This window comes from Paenibacillus pasadenensis, from assembly GCF_023715725.1.
Lineage (GTDB): Bacteria > Bacillota > Bacilli > Paenibacillales > Paenibacillaceae > Paenibacillus_O > Paenibacillus_O pasadenensis_A.
On the sequence record NZ_JAMBOT010000001.1, the window covers coordinates 422,702 to 439,809 of the forward strand.

The window sequence follows — 17,108 nt, forward strand, 5'->3', positions numbered from 1 at the left end:
CAGTCGCTTGACTGCATTGCATCCAATCAGGTTTTCCTCGCGCCGTTCCGGCCTAGCTTGAGCCTCGGGACCGCAACCGCAAAGATAAGGAGCAAGCCTACAATAATGAGCATGATTTGCGCCTGCACATTAACAAGGCCTAATCCGTAACGCAGGAAGCCGATCAGAAAAACCGCCAGTATCGCTCCAATCATGCGCCCTTTGCCGCCAGCGGTGCTGATGCCTCCGAGAACGACCATTGCAATGACGTCCAGCTCGTACCCCATGGCAATATTGGGTCTGGTGCTTCCCATCCTTGAAGTCAGAAACAGGGCCGTCACCGCCGACATCACACCCGCCAGCGTAAAAACGATCACTTTTGCCCGATCGACCCGAATGCCGGAAAACCGGGCGGCGGTTGGATTATTGCCGATTGCGTACAAGTGCCGGCCGAACACCGTTTTGTGCAGCAGAAAGCTGAATAACAGAGCAAATATTGCAAATACGATCAAAATGAACGGAATCGGGCCTACATATCCCCATCCCAAATAGCTGAACCAATCGGGAAACGATCCCGCCGCCTGATCCTCCAAAATGATGTAAGCGATGCCGCGGTAAATAATCATCGTGGCAAGCGTGATAATGACCGAGGAAAGCTCCTTGTATTTCACGATCAACATACCGTTGATCCAGCCGCAAATTGCGCCTACCGCCAAACAAATGATCATAGCCGGAATGATAGGAACTCCCCGGTTGAACAAATCCGCCATAATGACCGAAGAAAGCGCCACTATGGATGCGACGGAAATGTCGATATCCGCCATGAGAATGACAAATACCATCGGGAGCACAATAAACGCTTTGTCAAGAAATCCCATCGTCGCGTCGCGCAAGTTCTCGTAATCCCAGTAAAACTCCGATAAATTCATATTCATCACGGTAATCGCCAGAAACAGCAGCACTAACATCCATTCCCATTGAAGGAAAAACCGCTTATAGGAAAAGGGCTGTTTATTCGTTAACAATCTCGGCTCCATAGCGCTAGATTTTCCTCCTCATCAGATGGTTGCGGTCAACGCCCCGTTTAACAATGGCATTGATCAGCACGGCGGCCAAAATAATGCTTCCTTGAATGCCGCTCTGCCAAAACGGGGAAACGTTAATGAGCGGAAGGGCGTTGTTCAAAATGCCGAGCAAAACGGAACCGAGAATAATGCCGGATATTTTGCCCGATCCGCCCGCAATGCTGACGCCGCCCAGCACGCAAGCCGCAATGACGCTCAGCTCATACCCGGATGCCGTATCGCCTTGAGCGGAGGCAAATTTTGATACCCACAGCACCCCAGCGAGGCCGGAAAGACCGCCCATCACGGAATAAACGAGCCAAATGATTTTGTCCGTATTGATGCCGCTAATAACCGCTGAATCCGGATTGCTGCCTACCGCGTAAATCTGCCTGCCGGTGCGGGTGTGATTGACGAAATACGCTGCGATCAAATAAATAACAACGGCGATTACGATCAAATTGTTGATTCCGAGCATTTTTCCAGTTGCGATCGCTTTAAAAGCCTCCGGCATCTGATGCGCGCTGACCCATTTGCCGCCGCTGGCCCAAAAGGTTAATCCCCGAAAAATGTTCATCATGCCAAGCGTAGCGATAATCGGCAAAATGCCGACTTTGGACACGAGAAGCCCAATGATCATGCCGCTCACCAGCCCCGTTGCAATGCCTAGCAATAAGACAAGAAGGGGCGATAGTCCGGGAAATGCGCTTGCTGTCTGCGCCGCAATCATGCCGGATAGCGCGAGCGTCGCTCCAATGGACAGGTCAATGCCGCGCGTCACAATAACAAGCATCATCCCGACCGCCAAAATGCTCAGAATCGCGGTGTTGGTCGCCAGATCGTTTATATTTTCCAGCGTCAAAAAGCTGGGGTTGCGAAGCTGTACGCCGATGGACAGCAAAAGGATAAATCCCAGTAAACCAAGCTCTCTGAATTTAGCGATTTTTGCGCTGAGCGTTCGCTGCGGCCTGCGGGCTGCAGCAGCTGCCCCCGCCGGATCAAAGGCGCTGATTCCTCTTTCCTGCATTCGTCATGCCCACCTTTAACGTTGTTGATTGATATCAGCCATCGACGCCTCAAGAATCGCTTCCTGCGATATGGAACGCCGGTCCATAACAGCGGTGATCCGGCCCTCCCGCATAACCGCGACACGGTCGCACATCCCGATGATTTCCGGCATTTCCGACGAGACCATCAGAATCCCGTACCCTTGGCAGGCCAAATCGCTAATCATCTCGTAAATGGCGGACTTGGCGCCGACATCTACGCCTTTGGTCGGTTCATCCAAAATAATGACGTCCACATCGGACGTAAGCAGCTTGGCAAACACAACCTTTTGCTGGTTGCCTCCCGACAAGGAGCCCGCCAGATCGAAAATGCTTTTTGCCTTCACGTTGACCTTCTCCGCCAAGCTTTTGGCCATGTCCGCTTCCTTGCCGGTGTTGAGCACGCCTTTGCTGGAAACATTGCGCAAGGACGACAACGATATGTTTCTGCCGATGCTCCACTGCAGCACAAGCCCTTGCTTTTGCCTGTCCTCCGGCAAATAACCGATGCCCCTGCGCATCGCTTCATCCGGCTTGCGAATATGTGCTTCCTTTCCTTTGAGGAACACCTTCCCTTTGTCGGCGGGTTCAATTCCGAACAGGCTTTGGCATACCTCCGTGCGTCCTGCCCCTACAAGCCCTGTCAGCCCTAGTATTTCTCCTCTATGCAGCGTAAAAGATACGTCCGCGAAGTACCCCGTTCTGCCGAGACCTTCCGCACGCAGCAGCTCTTCCCCGATCAACGCCTCCTTTTTCGGAAACAGCTGCGTTATTTCACGTCCAACCATCGCGATAATCAGGTCTTGATTCGTAATTTCATCCACATTCCAGGTGCCGATGTATCGCGAATCCCGGAACACCGTGACCTTGCTCGCCAGGCGGTACATATCCTCGAAACGGTGAGAGATGAAAATAATCGCGGTTCCTTTGTCCCGCAAACGTTCGGCGATCCGGTACAGCTCCTCGCTCTCCCGATTGGTAAGGGCGGCTGTCGGTTCGTCCATAATAATCACTTTGGCGTCAACCGAAAGCGCTTTGGCAATTTCCACGATTTGCTGCTCGGCGACGCTCAGCGACCCCATCAGCGTTCGGGGGCTGAAGCCTGCTCCAAGCTCTTGGAGCAGTTCGCCGGCTGCCGCGTGCATGTTGTTCCAAAGAATTCGTTTTGTCCCTTTTTGCACTTTTTCATGGCCCATAAATATGTTTTCCGTGACGCTCAGATCGGGATAACAGGTGACATGCTGATAAATGGCCGCTATCCCCAAACGTTTGGCGTCTGTCGGATTTTTCAGTTCAACCCGTTGTCCGTCAAAATAAAGCTCGCCTTCATCGGCGGAATGAACGCCCGTGATCACTTTGATAAAGGTTGATTTTCCGGCTCCGTTTTCGCCCATCAGGGCATGGATTTCACCGGGTTTTAATTTGAAGTAGACATTGTCCAGCGCTTTGACGCCGGGAAATGTTTTCGTGATGCCCTTCAGCTCCAATATGTATTCGGCCATGGCCGGGTCCCCTCCGTCCTGACTTCGCTATGCGGTAAAGCGAGCGATTGAAGAAAGATGGTGAACACATACCCGCTGCGCCAAAGCTCGGCCCTCCGATCGCTGTTAACCTCGGATTCCTTTGAATTTTCTCCTCTATAGAGGTAGAAATCCGACGTTAAAGGCGAACGCTGACGCTTCTCCGGGCTCGATCTTTGGCTCCGCTTTCTGCTTCACCGTCTTTAAAACGCTTTCTAAAGCAACCTTACCGAAATCGAAGGTCGCGAAGTAGGAGACATTTCTTACTTTGGGGGAAATTTATTCGCTTTATTGGGCTTTAAATGCCGTGGAAAACAAAATAAGCGATGGGATTAGCCCCATCGCTTCGTACTATTTGGATAAATTTACATGTATTAGAGCGATCGCCCCAATGATAAAGTTACAAATGAAATTAACTAAGCTTTTGCGATAGCTTGATTACAAAGGGGTTTTACAGGTTGAAAAAATGGACTATTTTCTTTATCTCGATTCTGATTCTCGGCATTATCATGATGAGTTACAAGTATGATAAAGCAAATACCGAGGCACAAAACTTGCAAAACACGATTGACGAAAAATTCAAGATAGTACTAAGCATTGTTTATTCCAGCTTTAACACGAAGATAGATGAAATGGCGTATCGTTCCGCACTATCAAGTGTATCTACTGCGGCCTCTATTTCTGAAATAACTTCATATGAGGATCAGAATGACAACCTGGATGTTTCTTTGTATAACTTCTATCACGCTTTAAGAAATGATGAGTCCAAAGTAAAGATTTTAGCTCGAGCAGATGAAGTAAGAGATATCTTTACAATGCTGTTCCTTGATCCTGCCAGCAAAAAAGCCACGGACAAACTAATGGAAATCAATGATGAAACCTTTTTTAAAGATTGAGTTGTTATTCCATATATTTGAAAAAAAATTTGGATCTGTTCCGTTCTTTTACCGTACGGATTATGCGGGGGAGGACGACAAAGTGGTTCCAATTCGAGAAACAAAGGAAGAGAACGGCATCGATATCGAGGTGACCAAGTTTTGCGGTGTTTTTCAAAATGTAGGCAGCAGCATTTGCAAAACTTTGTTTTTAGGAAAAGCGGTCGGAGGAAAATTAACAACAACTCCGGAATCTTTAGAAGTCGGATTTTCCCTAAACCTATGGTTCAACTGTTCTTCTTACCATATGAATAAACAAAAAAACACCCCTTACTACCTGTGTCGAACACAGATTGCAAGGGGTGTGTATTCTCATTCCAAATTATTTTTCTTTTTTGTATCCTACTACTTTCCCTATCACCTGATCCACAGATAACGGGCCGAGTGTTAAACTGTCATAACCACTGATCGAATTGTCAGATATAACAAATATGAATCCATTGGGAACAGTCAATTCCTTTATCGACGTATTGAAAAAATCTCTGTATGTTTTCTGACATGCTTCATCGCATGAGGGGAGATCCTTTTCAAAAAATTCTTTTCCAGTCATTCCTTCCGCTTTAAGCTGACTATAAAACGAGTCTAATTCCATATCGTTAATATAAATTCTCCCCTTTTTTACGGTCAGTTTTTCCCCCTCTAAAGCTATTACTCTAGAAATTTGTTTTTTTGTATCTTCAGTTACTTTAAAACCTGTAGGGACATTAAAATACACAATATCCCCACGATTATATAAGTTATTTTTATAATAATTCGGATCAATAAGAACATTTTTTATATAGTATTCGGTTTCTTCATTAACCATATTAGAAATTGGATAAAATACTTCTTGTAGATCTCCCTTTTGGTCAATCACATCTATTTCTTGTCTTGTTTTGGAGTCACTTATTTTTTCATTATTCGTACAACCCACTACGACTAACAGCGTCAACATAGTTGTAAGAATTAATAAACAGTTCTTCATTTATTCCTCCCAAAATAAAATATAGTGGGGATCTAAAACTGACCCCCACAAACAATTATTTTAAATAGGTTACATTAGGTGTATTGCTCAAATCGACGATGAGCTTACTGTCATCGAATGAACTAATATTTTCTACTAATTCTAGTTTTAGCTGATGAAGTGAACGTCCATTACTCTCTAAGGACGATTCAAGAGGAATTCCATCTTCCGTAAAGGAATAGGAGATTTTTCCGTTCTCTTGTTCCTGTTTAAACTCCTGTCTTGTACCTTTTGCATCCCTTTTTTCTTGTTTTATAAGTTTTCCTCTTCTTTGTTTGTCTAATGCCTTCTCATAACTGTCACCAAAGTAAGCATGCGGAATTACTGCTCCTTTTTGCTCGGATCCAGATAAATCACGTATAGTCATATCTCCAATAATTTGTGTATACTGATACAGTTTTTTACCATCCCAAACTTCAAAGTCGCCAGCAAACTTCCCTGAGGTAACTTCATAACGATAGTGCCCTTTATCGTTGAACCATACCTCATAGGTCCCCCCTTGCTCAATACCATCTTCAGATAGACCCTTTTCTGAGATTACAAAATGTTTTGAAAAATAAAATGGAGTATTTTTCTCTGCGTTAGAAACAAATACTGCACACAAACTTAAAGCAAGTATCATCATAAATGCTATATATCGTTTTTTGTTTCTCAAGTAATTACCACCCCTTTTTTAGAAATCAATATCGAAAACCGCTCTTTTAGGATATAGGCTATTCCTTGGAGATCCATTAGAAGTATACGTATTAATCTCATAATAGACTATAACACTGTTGTTCTGATCTTTAACAATTGAACTAGTTGAGTATTTAACCCAATGGCTTGAAAAAGATTCTCTTCTACGATCTTCGTCATATTGTGTGGAATTGTAAACTTGAGTATACTGACCTCCTAGTTGTGGGGGTTTGTTTGTACCTACATATACCCGCTCGACTTCCCAAGTATCGAAATTGCCTGTAGACATTGTATAAGTACCTAATATATCACCTATCCGTTTATCATTTGCCAAAGGAGGAGCGTCCGCCCAGTATACTTGAGCATTAAAGTGTGTTTCTGCATAATAATACTCACAGGTAACTTCATTACCCGGTACACAGCCTGACGTACCATAAGGATACGCCGTTGTTCCTACTGGATTTGGTGCAGCATAAGAAGTGAGAATCGATGATTGAAAAATCAGACAGGCTGCAAGCAATACAAGTAACGGTTTAAAACCCTTCATCTTAGCCCTCCTTTTTATTTGAGTATAACTTACAATTTTTCCATATTAAATCCAATACGACAAAACTCCTATCTTTAAGACAGTGAATGTCGAAATGTGTCTTTATGGGAAATAATAGAAATGCGATCCCGCAGCATACAGCAACGAGAAAACCGATCTTTGGCACATTTAACCATCCAAATGCAATCTTACTTCAAAAGCGCAAACTCCCTATACTTGCTCGGCGTCTCGCCGACCCATAACTTGAATAATTTGCTGAAATACTTCACGTCCTGATACCCGACCTGAGCGCTGATGTCGTACAGCTTTAAATGCGGGTTCGCCAGCAGCTCTTTGGCTTTGGCCATGCGCAGGCCCGTGATGTAATCCAGAATCGTTTCGCCAGTCTGCGTTTTAAAATGCCGGCAAAAATACGAGGGATTCATATGAACCTGCTCCGCGATTCGCTTTATTGCCAGATCATGCTGCAAGTTTGCCGCTATCCATGCTTTCGCTTGTTCAATCGGCTTCATGCTGCCGCTTTCCCGAATTTGCCGAATCTGGCCAATAAGCTCGCTAACTTGGTGATCCAGCTCCGATCTTAACTCCCACAGATTAATAGCCCGTTTAATAAGCCCAATGCGCTGCTCCAGCGTGTCGATTCCATACCGGTTGACCTTCAGCTCAAAACCTATTGAATGAATGAGCATAAATGCGTTCATTAAGCATCGTTGAATGAGCAGCGGCGAATCCGTTCGCTCCAGCTTTTCGAACAGCTCCCGGTTGAGCTGAACGGCCATATCGGCGTTTAACTGCTCAATCGCCTGTTTCATTCGCTGCATAATAGCCGTCAGCCCTGCATCAGTCTGACCTGTGCCGGCATCAGCCCCCCATTGCATGCCGTCCCGGCTGAATAGCTGATTTCCGCCGTACAACAACCGGTTGTACATGAGCGTTAAAGCCTGGTCCTTCGCTTCAGGAAGCAAATACAAATCCTCGATCGGGCCGCCGCAAGCTAGAGACACCGTAAACGGCGTATAAGATTGAACGGCGGACCGGATGCGCCCGGAAAGCTCATTTGCGACCTGCTCCAGGTTCTCGTCTTCGGAAGCGCATAGCAGAATCCAAAAATTCGAATTATCCCCTCGCCAGCACCAGCCTGCCGAATCCGTTTCCAACCCCCATTTTCCAACGACTTCGGTCATTATATTTTCTAAAACGTACCCGTACGCTTCCCAGTCTTTATCCGTGTAACTTCTTGTTTTGACAGGCAAAGCATCGAGACTGGCATAAAGCAAAATATATTGGCCTTTCGGGAAATCGTCTACCCAATAACCCAATCGTGAAATATCCAATCCGGCTGAGGTCACATAACTTAACAGCTGAATTTGCTCCGTCGTTTTCAGCTTTTCCGATTTGCGCTCCAGCTCGGCCAGCTTCAGATGCTGAAACCGCCCGTTTTCAATTTTTGTTTTAATTTCAGCCATGCGTTTTCGGAACTGCTCCCGGTCAATCGGCTTTAAAAAATAGTCAATTGCGCCTTCCCTAAGCGCCGATTGAATGTATTGAAACTCATCGTAACCGCTAATGACAAGCGGAAAAAACGAGTAGCGCCGCTTCCCTTCGCTAATGAGCGTCAGCCCGTCCATCACCGGCATTTTCACATCCGTAATCAGCAAATCGATCGCTCCAAACGATTGATCCAAATAATCCATCGCTTCCTGGCCGTCAGAAAGCGCAGCGACGATTTCCCATTCCTCGCCGCAAGAGCGGACAAGCCTGGCAATGCCGTTGCGAATCATTTCTTCATCATCCACAATCAGCGTTTTAATCGTTTGCAAGAGCTGTTCCCCCTCCAATGACCGGAATGCGAATCATAACCTCCGTTCCTTTCCCGTAAATGCTGTGCAGCTGCAAACCGTACTGCTCGCCTGCCATAATCCCTATTCTTGCATTTACATTGCCTAGACCAAACCCCGAATCCTTGTCGGCCAGCGTATCCGATCGAAGCGCCTTTTCCAGCTCCTCCAGCCGGTCAGGCTCAATGCCCGGCCCATTGTCCCGAATGCGAAATACGATATCTTCTTCACCTGAACGCGCGCCGAACTCCCGGCTGATGCTTAATTGAACATCCAGCGTTTTGCGTGTCTCCAATCCGTATTTAATCGCGTTTTCAATGACAGGCTGCAAAATAAACTTCGGCGTATAACAGGAATCGATATCTGTTTTTGTATCGATCTCAAATGACAGACGGTCGGTAAAACGATACTTTTGAATGGTCAAATAGTTGCTGATATGCTGCACCTCATCCGCAATCGTGACGTATTTGCTCTTGTTGCTGACCGAGAAACGAAGCATTCGTCCCAGTAAAGTTACCATGTCAACAACCATATCCGGTTTGCCGTCTTCCACCGCCATGTTGATCGTTTCCAGCGTATTGTACATAAAATGCGGATTGATTTGAGATTGCAGAGCATACAGCTCAGCTTCCTTTTGACGGATTTTAATATCAAAATTCGTTTGAATCAGCTCGTGGATCGTCGCAACCATGGAATTGAAGCTGCGTGCAAGCATGCCAACCTCATCGCTGCCGTTAACCTGAAGGTCCACCTGGAATTTGCCCATCTCTACTTCTTTCATTAAACGGGACAGCTTTTTGATCGGCCTTGTTACTTTCATGGCAAAAGCAATAAAAATGACGGAAGTAATCAGTACGAAGCAAATAAATACAAAGATGGTCACGTTCATGATAAAATCCGTGCGCTCGGTTAAATTTTTTAATGGAATGCTGTGCGCCAGAACCCAATCGTAATCCTTGGACTCGCTTAGGCTGACAATATCGCCGGAGCCCTTTCGGAAGCTGCCGTTCAGTATCGGATAACGGTTGATTTCAGCATCAAACCCGCCAATTTTTTCTTCATCGGTATGAAAAATAATTTCGCCCTTGCGATTCATCAGCCACAGATCCGCCGCGTTGTTTTGCCCGAAATCACGCAGGATGTTATCGATAAAAGCGAGCCTGACCGCAATCAGCATCGTAGCCAGGTTTTTGCGGTTATCCACATCAATGATTTGTTTCATGATCAAAATATAAGGCTCGTTATGCTCAAAGGCGAGATTGATTTGACTGGGAAGAATGATTTTGGCCTTACCCTTTAAATCCAGATCCTGCCCGTAAGGATTTAAGGCATGATCTGCGTTCAGGCCGGTAAATGAGGTGCGCGCGCTGTAAAAAAAGCGGTTTTTGGAGAACAAAAACACGCCTAAAACATCCGGATTTCCTGTGTTTAGATAGGTTCGCGCCAAATAGCTGCTTACCTCATACTGATCTTGATTCAGCTTTGACCTGCTTTCGTAAGAATCCCGCCGCAAAATAGCCATCATATTGTCGGAGTTAAACATTAATGTATCCAGCTCCGCAAAATCCTCCATATGTCTCGTAATGTTGGTATTGGCTTGCATTAAAAAACGCGGCATATATTCGCCGATCTGCTCCTCGATAGACTTGGCGTACTGCCAATAAGAAAAGATGCCGAGCAGCGACATGGGCACGACGCTGAGCAGCACATAGACTAGAATCAGCTTGGAGCTGAGCCGGTAATTTCGGAAGCGCAGCAGCTTGGAACGTTTAAAAATCATATTGATCCACATTCTCTGCGGTAAAATCGATCGGTTCTCCCATGATGACTCTGTCCCCGTTTACTCTGACATTTCCCACATTGTAGATGTTTTCGCCATCGGTCGGCCGCCTGCCTTCCAGCAGATTTTTGGCCAGCACAACCGTTAAATAGCCTAATTTTTTGGGACTCCAAAGGGTCGCCATCTGGGCCGAGCCGTCCTTTAAATAATCGCGCATTAAGTTCGGCGTCGAGAGTCCGACAACTTTGACCTCCCTCCCGGCTTCTTTTACGGCTTGCGCGGCAGCTGGAGGGCCAACGGAAGAATTCCCGATAATGCCGGAAAGATTGGGATGTTTGTCTAACAGCCCCTTGGCTGTTTCGTATGCCTTTTGCGGATCGTCATCGGTTGCAACGATATCCACCAGCTTCATTTTCGGGTAATATTCTTTCTGCTGCTGTTTCATCCATTTCATCCACTCGTTCTGATTGGAAGCGGACAAAGCGCCGGTCATGATGGCGTATTCGCCGGTTTCATCTGTATTCCAGGCAAGCGTATCGAGCAAATGGCGCCCCAGCGTCTCGGCCTCGACCATGTTGACAAAAAACTCCCTGCCTTCCGGCAGTGTATCGGCATCCCAAGTGATAACCTGGATGCCTTTGTTCCTCGCCTCCTGCATAACCGGCAGCAGTTTTTTCGGGTCGTTTGCGGAAATCGCAAGGGCATCTACCGGCATGTCAATCAGTTGTTGAATCACTTTAATCTGTTTATCCGCATCGGCGATTGGAGGCCCATCGTAAATCACCTTGACGTTCAAATCCTTCGCCGCTTCCATCGCGCCTTCTTCGGCGACGTTGAAATAGGAAATTCCCATTACTTTCGGAACAATTCCAATCGTAAATTGCTGCGAATCGGCTTGTTCTTCCGAGGTTGAACCGGCTTCAATCGTATGTATGACTTTATAGGAATTGTTGGCTGCGCCGCTTTGGCAAGCGGTTGAGATAAGCAATAAAAACAAGCCTGCAGCGAACATACCGCCGCTCTTTTTCAATGACCGTTTCACCCATGACACCCCTTTGCAAAACGAAGAGAATGGTTGAATATTAAATGAAAGCGTTTCCCAAAAATAACTTAGCCGATGTTGAGTTCCTCCGTTTCCTGATATACGTTAACTATTCCACATTTTGTTTATCGATCCTCCCAGAATATCAATCGCCTATTCCCGTTGTTATTGCCTCATCCGCTTCGCCAAAGGCCGGCTTGCCGCTATAATGGAAAAAGCAGCTTTGCAAAGGAGGAGGCGAACCGCTATGTGCGGACGATATACGTTAGTCATCTCGCTCGAGGAGCTTATGCTTCGTTTTTTCATAGGCGAAACGGCGCTTCCGTTTCACGGCCCGCAGTACAATATCGCTCCGGGGCAAATGGTTCTTGCCGTCATTTCCGATGGCAAGCAGAACCGGCTTGGCGAGCTGAAGTGGGGGCTGGTGCCGCCTTGGGCTGACGATCCCAAAATCGGCAGCCGCATGCTGAATGCACGCGCCGAAACCGCTTCGTCCAAACCCGCTTTTCGCGAGGCGCTGCGCCGCAAACGATGCCTTATTCCAGCAGACGGCTTCTACGAATGGCAAGCATCTGAGGACGGCAAACAACCGATGCGCATTACGCTGAACAACGGGGAGCCTTTTGCCATGGCCGGACTTTATGAAACCTGGATTTCTCCCACGGGAGAAAAGCTGTCCACCTGTACCGTGCTGACGACGGAACCAAACGAGCTGATGCGCTCGATCCACAACCGGATGCCGGTCATTCTCCGCCGCGAGGACGAGCCGTTATGGCTAGATCGCAGCATTCAGGACCCCGTCAAGCTGGAGCAGATGCTGATTCCTTTTCCAGCGGAGGAGATGACTGCGTACCGGGTAGGACGCGAGGTCGGCAGCGTGCGCCACGATTCTCCGGCCTGCATCGAGCCGCTTGTTCTCCCTGACTCGCTTATCGAGTAGGGCTTACTCGCAAGCCTATGCACAGCGGATCTTAGACGGACCTACTCCGGTAATGTCTAACAGCGGAGGAGCCCAAGCAGCGGCAAACTGGCCCTTTCTCGAATTGCCCGCATGCCTGCATGCGCCGGCTTATTTTTTTATGACTCAAGCCGCTCGGCCTAACGGCAAAAAGCTTCCGGTTTCGTCTGTCCACGAAATCGGAAGCTTTTTGATTTAGCCCAATCGGCTCAAGCGCTGGCAGAATCTGGCTGCGTCTGCAGCCGAGGCGCAGAAGCGCTGCGGACGCGGCTCCGCTCGCCCTGCGCGCTGACAGGAATATCTCCGGCGAGCGTCACCCGGCGCACGATGCGATGCTGGCGGCCGTAGTCGTTCACCGCCACATGCTGCGTCGCACGGTTATCCCAGATTACGACGTCGCCTTCCTCCCAGCGCCAGCGGACCGTATGGTTTAGCCGGGTAATATGCTCTTGGAAAAGCTGCAGCAGATGGTCGGACGCTGACGCCGAAACGTTCAGAATGCGCTTGGCAAAATTGCCGAGCAGCAGCGATTTTTCCCCGGAATCCGGCAGCACCCGAACAAGCGGATGCTCCGTTTCGTATACCGTCGATGCAAATACATTCCGGTAATTCCGTTCCTCCGTCACGGCAATTCCTTTGCGCTCAGCCGATACCGCATAGTCAAAATCATTACTGTGCAGCGCCCACAAACTCTCCGCCAGCACTTTTAATTCCTGAGGCAGGCTATTGTAAGCGGCCACTGTGTTGGCCCAAATTGTATCTCCGCCCGCTCCCGGCGCCACAACCGAGCGCAGAATAGAGGCTGACGGGTACTCATCCACAAACGTGACGTCCGTATGCCACTGATCCGCTCGGCCGCCATGATGCGAATCCAGCTCCAAAATATAACCTGAGCCAGCCTTTACAGGGACCGTAGGATGCGCGAACGGCTGTCCAAGCAGCGCGGCGAACGCCTCCTGCCCTTCATCGTCCAGATGGTTCTGTCCGCGAAAAAACAGCACCTTGTGCCGGGCCAAAGTCTCCCGCAGCAGACGGATTTGCTCTTCGTTCAACTTCCCGGACAGCTCTGCTCCAACGATCTCCGCCCCCGTCTCCGGTGTAATGGGATGAATTTCCCACTCTGCTTCTTTGCATGTCTTCTGCTCGCTCATCCTTTTCATCCTCCTTGGCCTGCCCGGAAGGGATTAAAACGCCAAAAGGCCCACCGCAGCTCCTGTACGCTGCAATGGACCTCCAGTTGGACCGGCGGGTCTATCCCCTGTATTCCAGGCGGAATATCTATATTTACTTTTTCAGCTTATCATAAGTGTGCTGCGTCGGCAACAGGTGATGATGGAGAACTATACTTCGGAAGGCCCTGTTTGGCCCTAAAAGTATCGTACTCTTCAACGATTCGGCTTACGCGCAGCCAGCACAAATCGATGGCAGGTTACGTCCAGCCAGCCCTCTGCCGCAAAACGGCGATGCAGCTCCGACAGCTGCGGCTTATACGTATTCACGCTGAAATTCTCAATCTGCCATTCAACAATGCTCAAATAGAAGATCATTGCCCCGAGATCATGGAACCGGGTATGCACAAATGCCTCGTCTCCCCACAGCAGCTCCAGCCCGGCCTCGCTTAATCCTTTTTGCGCCGACTCCAGCGACCAGTTATAATAAGGCGGCATCGGCGCGCCAAGCCAGTGATTAAAGTCCTCGTCGTTGCGCCCTCCAGCCTGCTGGGTAATGAATACGCCTCCTGGCTTTAACAGCCTTGCCACCTCATCCGGGCTAAACGATTCATGACGGTTAATGATCAGCTCCAGCGAGCTGTCCGGCAGCGGCAGATTTTCATCATCGTGTACCCCGATTACGGTCACACCTTCGGGCTTCAGATTTGTTTGCGCAACGGGTATATTCGGAACATACCCCTCGGTAGCCCAGGTTTGAGCCGGCAAAGGCTTTAATCGCAGCAGAAATTCCCCGCCTCCCGTCCCCATGTCCAACATGGATGACGCTTTTTTCAAATAGGGATGAAGCAAATTGCGGTAACACCATGGGAGCGGTGCTTCCGACATCCTTCCGCTCCCCGTAAGATAGTCAAAATCCCAGCCCGTAAATCCGTCCGCAATCTCGGCAAGGAACTCCTCTAAATCCGGCTGCACCCGTGGAAGCTGCCGATCCCGAGCCGGGCTGCTGTTGTTTCCGCTCTCCATAATGGACCATTCCTCCTGTAAAATAAGCTGGACATCCTCTTCATTTCCATCACACCCTGCAAGTTAAACCTTTATGAAATGACCTCTCGCTTTCAGCTCTTTTCGCATCTTGATTCCTGCCAGCGGCACTCCGTCCGGACCGTTCATCCGCTTTAAGCCGCAGGGCTCCCAGCCTAAACCGTTATACAGCAGCAGTGCGCGCGTATTGGGATTATGGCAAATTAGATACAGCTCATGAGCGCCTAGCTGTTCTTCGGCTAGCCTGCATAGCTCGAGCAAAAGACCCTGAGCCGCGCCTTTTCCGCGAAAAATGGGATTAACGATGACGTTTCCAATCCACAGCTGGCCCTCGAACTCAAATATATTGGCGTAAGCGGCTCGCAAACCTGCTGCATCTAAAAGCACCGTAGGGAACTGGCGAATTGCCGCCCGCTCCCGGAGCTCATCCGCATCCAGCGGCCAAGAACCGGACGGAAACAAATAATACGCTTCTTCTCGGCTCTGAGGCCAGAGCGCAATGGCTTCAAAATCCAAGTCCTCTGCCGTACGGCTGGCATAAGGGCGAAGCTCGCAGCGAAAACGCTCCTTGCCGGGATATTTTTCTCCAAGGTTAATGATGGTGCAGCCCGTACGGCGGTAAAAGGCAACTGCTTCTGCATCGGTTTCTGCAACCAGCACGGCTGCTCCCGACTTCTGCAAAACCTGGTGCAGCAGCACGGTACCAATACCCTGCCGCTCGAATTCCGGAGCTACCGCCAGATGCAGCAGCTCAACTTTCCCGGGCGCGGTTATCGTTTCATCGGGTTCTGCTTCTTGCATCATGCGCCAACCGGCCAGCCCGGCCAGCTTGTCTCCAAAGCAAAGCGCATCCAGCGTTAGTCCGCTCTCCGTACGGTACCGGTCAAGCAGCGCAGCAGCACGGCTCGCATCAAAAAGACAGCGCGCAAGTAAAAGCTCCAGCTCCGCCTTCCAACTTGCCTCGCTCAAAGGACGCTTCCAGCTCCAGTGCTCTATGCGCATGCACAATCCCCCGTTCCTATTATTTATTCAATAACAAATATTAACATAAAATCCTTTAATACACTTGGGTGAAAACAAGTATAAAAACAGCCCCAGTCTCTGTTGTAGAGACTTGAGGCTCCTCATGTTTTAAACCGATTTTTCAACCCGCCAGTCCAAAAGCCTTCACCAGGAACAGCCCCAGCACAGCCAACACGATCGAGCCGGCCAGTCCCGCAAGAAATACTTTGCCGCCAAGCCGGCGGAATACGCGAAAATCTACGCCTAAGCCAAGACCTGCCATAGCCATCGCAATCAGCAGGTAAGCAGCGGCCACCATGCCGTCGGCAACCGATTGCGGCACTACGCCAAGCGTATTTACGCCGCTCATCGCCAAAAATCCGAAAATAAACCAAGGTACCGGGATCGGCTCACGCTTCAAATTTCCTTGCACCGCTTCGCCATTTTCACCAGCAGCCATACGACGTCCGCGAGCCGCGCGCTGCGCCCATACGCCAAGCAGCAGCGCAACCGGCACGAGCATCGCCACTCTCGCCAGCTTGACGAGAATTGCCATATCTAGAGCCTCCCGGCCCATCGGGGCAGCCGCAGCCAGCACATGAGCTACCTCATGCAGCGTCGAGCCCGCCCATGCCCCGTAGCCAAGCGTACCCAACTGCAATACCGGATAAAGCAGCGTATATGCCACGGTGAAAATGGTGCCCAGGATCGCCACCACAGCCGCCGCCACTGCCGTTTCCTCATGCCGCGCCTTCAATTGCGGCGATATAGCCGCTACCGCAGCAGCGCCGCAAATGGCCGTGCCGCAGGCGGTGAGCATGCCGAGATTACGCCCGGCGCCAAGCTTGGTCGCGATCCAGAACACAACCGGAATCGTAACCGCGATATGAATTGCATCGATGAGCAGAACCTGCGGTCCCGCTTTGGCAATATCCATTAGGTTCAGCCGCATGCCGAGTAAAATAATGCCTAGCCGCAGCAGCTGGCGGGAGGAAAAAGCGATGCCTGCCGACGCAGCCTGCGGCACTCCGCCTCGCAGCTCGCGGTAGGCCATGCCAAGCAGAATGGCCAGTACAAGCGGGCCGAGCACGCCAAGTCCGGGCACACCGGCGAGCAGACGCGCGGTGAATGCAAGCAGCGCCGTGAGAAGGAGTCCGGGCAGCAAACCCGGCTTGCGCAGAAAGCTGGCTGCGTTTTGAAAAAGCCTCTGTCCCATGGAGCCTGCAAGATTCTTGTCTGCTTCAGGGCTGGCCGCACCGGCTGCTCTAGCCGCCGCAGCACCGTTCACCGGGCTTATTTCTGCTGCTTTGCCGCTCCGGTCCATCCATCCTTGACCTGCTGTTTTGCTGCTCCATTTGCCCGCCAGGTTAACAACCGATTTTGCCATCCGCTCTCCTCCTCCCGCCGCTTGTTTTGTTGCCTTAACTATAGAGCAGCAGCGGGAATATGTGAAATCCGGATCTTGTATGCGATTCATTAGAAAATCTTATGCGTAGTTCAAACTTC

The 17,108-nt window shown here is 49.4% G+C and carries 15 protein-coding genes and 1 pseudogene; 3 read left to right on the forward strand and 13 right to left on the reverse strand.

All coding sequences use genetic code 11. The features are described 5' to 3' along the window. Positions 1-26: 26 nt before the first annotated feature. From M3223_RS01965 to M3223_RS01975, 3 genes are read right to left on the reverse strand one after another with little or no spacing between them, the layout of a single operon-like run. Complete coding sequence (locus tag M3223_RS01965) at positions 27-1,016, reverse strand: ABC transporter permease (RefSeq protein ID WP_251558415.1); 990 nt, start codon at positions 1,014-1,016, stop codon at positions 27-29. Between the two features lie 4 nt (positions 1,017-1,020). Further along, a complete protein-coding gene (locus tag M3223_RS01970) occupies positions 1,021-2,070 on the reverse strand; it encodes an ABC transporter permease (RefSeq protein WP_251558417.1) in 1,050 nt (349 codons plus the stop codon). Positions 2,071-2,085: 15 nt separating this feature from the next. Continuing rightward, positions 2,086-3,591: a sugar ABC transporter ATP-binding protein gene (locus M3223_RS01975; protein WP_251558419.1), complete on the reverse strand. Its 1,506-nt coding sequence runs from the start codon at positions 3,589-3,591 to the stop codon at positions 2,086-2,088. Positions 3,592-4,067: 476 nt separating this feature from the next. Here M3223_RS01975 and M3223_RS01980 point away from each other — a divergent pair, with 476 nt between their 5' ends. Then, a complete protein-coding gene (locus tag M3223_RS01980) occupies positions 4,068-4,505 on the forward strand; it encodes a hypothetical protein (protein ID WP_251558421.1) in 438 nt (145 codons plus the stop codon). Between the two features lie 85 nt (positions 4,506-4,590). Further along, a pseudogene (locus M3223_RS01985) lies at positions 4,591-4,755 on the forward strand (NUDIX hydrolase); the annotation flags it as partial. Between the two features lie 111 nt (positions 4,756-4,866). Here the strand turns inward: M3223_RS01985 and lepB are convergent. The 6 genes from lepB to M3223_RS02015 form a co-directional block, all read right to left on the reverse strand. Further along, positions 4,867-5,508 carry a signal peptidase I gene (gene lepB, locus M3223_RS01990; protein WP_251558423.1) on the reverse strand — a complete coding sequence of 214 codons (642 nt, stop codon included), beginning with the start codon at positions 5,506-5,508 and terminating at the stop codon, positions 4,867-4,869. Positions 5,509-5,563: 55 nt separating this feature from the next. Next, positions 5,564-6,202, reverse strand: a complete 639-nt coding sequence (locus tag M3223_RS01995) for a hypothetical protein (RefSeq protein WP_251558425.1) — start codon at positions 6,200-6,202, stop codon at positions 5,564-5,566. A gap of 18 nt (positions 6,203-6,220) precedes the next feature. Further along, positions 6,221-6,769, reverse strand: a complete 549-nt coding sequence (locus M3223_RS02000) for a hypothetical protein (RefSeq protein ID WP_251558427.1) — start codon at positions 6,767-6,769, stop codon at positions 6,221-6,223. A gap of 188 nt (positions 6,770-6,957) precedes the next feature. Next, a complete protein-coding gene (locus M3223_RS02005) occupies positions 6,958-8,589 on the reverse strand; it encodes a helix-turn-helix domain-containing protein (RefSeq protein ID WP_251558430.1) in 1,632 nt (543 codons plus the stop codon). Further along, positions 8,576-10,387 (reverse strand): cache domain-containing sensor histidine kinase, encoded by a 1,812-nt coding sequence (locus M3223_RS02010; RefSeq protein WP_251558432.1) that lies wholly within the window; start codon positions 10,385-10,387, stop codon positions 8,576-8,578. The genes M3223_RS02005 and M3223_RS02010 overlap by 14 nt, the downstream gene beginning before the upstream one ends. Then, positions 10,377-11,429: an autoinducer 2 ABC transporter substrate-binding protein gene (locus M3223_RS02015; protein WP_251558434.1), complete on the reverse strand. Its 1,053-nt coding sequence runs from the start codon at positions 11,427-11,429 to the stop codon at positions 10,377-10,379. Before M3223_RS02015 ends, M3223_RS02010 begins: the two co-directional genes overlap by 11 nt. Before the next feature lie 247 nt (positions 11,430-11,676). Between M3223_RS02015 and M3223_RS02020 the strand changes: the two genes are divergently transcribed. Continuing rightward, positions 11,677-12,369 (forward strand): SOS response-associated peptidase, encoded by a 693-nt coding sequence (locus tag M3223_RS02020; protein WP_251558436.1) that lies wholly within the window; start codon positions 11,677-11,679, stop codon positions 12,367-12,369. A 227-nt stretch (positions 12,370-12,596) separates the two neighbouring features. On the opposite strand, the gene M3223_RS02025 is transcribed toward M3223_RS02020, so the two are convergent. From M3223_RS02025 to M3223_RS02040, 4 genes are all read right to left on the reverse strand, one after another. Further along, complete coding sequence (locus M3223_RS02025) at positions 12,597-13,538, reverse strand: TauD/TfdA dioxygenase family protein (RefSeq protein ID WP_251558438.1); 942 nt, start codon at positions 13,536-13,538, stop codon at positions 12,597-12,599. 234 nt (positions 13,539-13,772) lie between these two features. Continuing rightward, on the reverse strand, positions 13,773-14,582 hold the full coding sequence (locus M3223_RS02030) for a class I SAM-dependent methyltransferase (protein ID WP_251558441.1): 810 nt from the start codon (positions 14,580-14,582) through the stop codon (positions 13,773-13,775). A gap of 63 nt (positions 14,583-14,645) precedes the next feature. Then, positions 14,646-15,602 carry a GNAT family N-acetyltransferase gene (locus tag M3223_RS02035; RefSeq protein ID WP_251558442.1) on the reverse strand — a complete coding sequence of 319 codons (957 nt, stop codon included), beginning with the start codon at positions 15,600-15,602 and terminating at the stop codon, positions 14,646-14,648. Between the two features lie 142 nt (positions 15,603-15,744). After that, the gene (locus M3223_RS02040) at positions 15,745-16,818 is read right to left on the reverse strand and encodes a YeiH family protein (RefSeq protein WP_251559785.1); all 1,074 of its coding nucleotides are present in this window, start codon (positions 16,816-16,818) and stop codon (positions 15,745-15,747) included. Between the last annotated feature and the right edge of the window lie 290 nt (positions 16,819-17,108).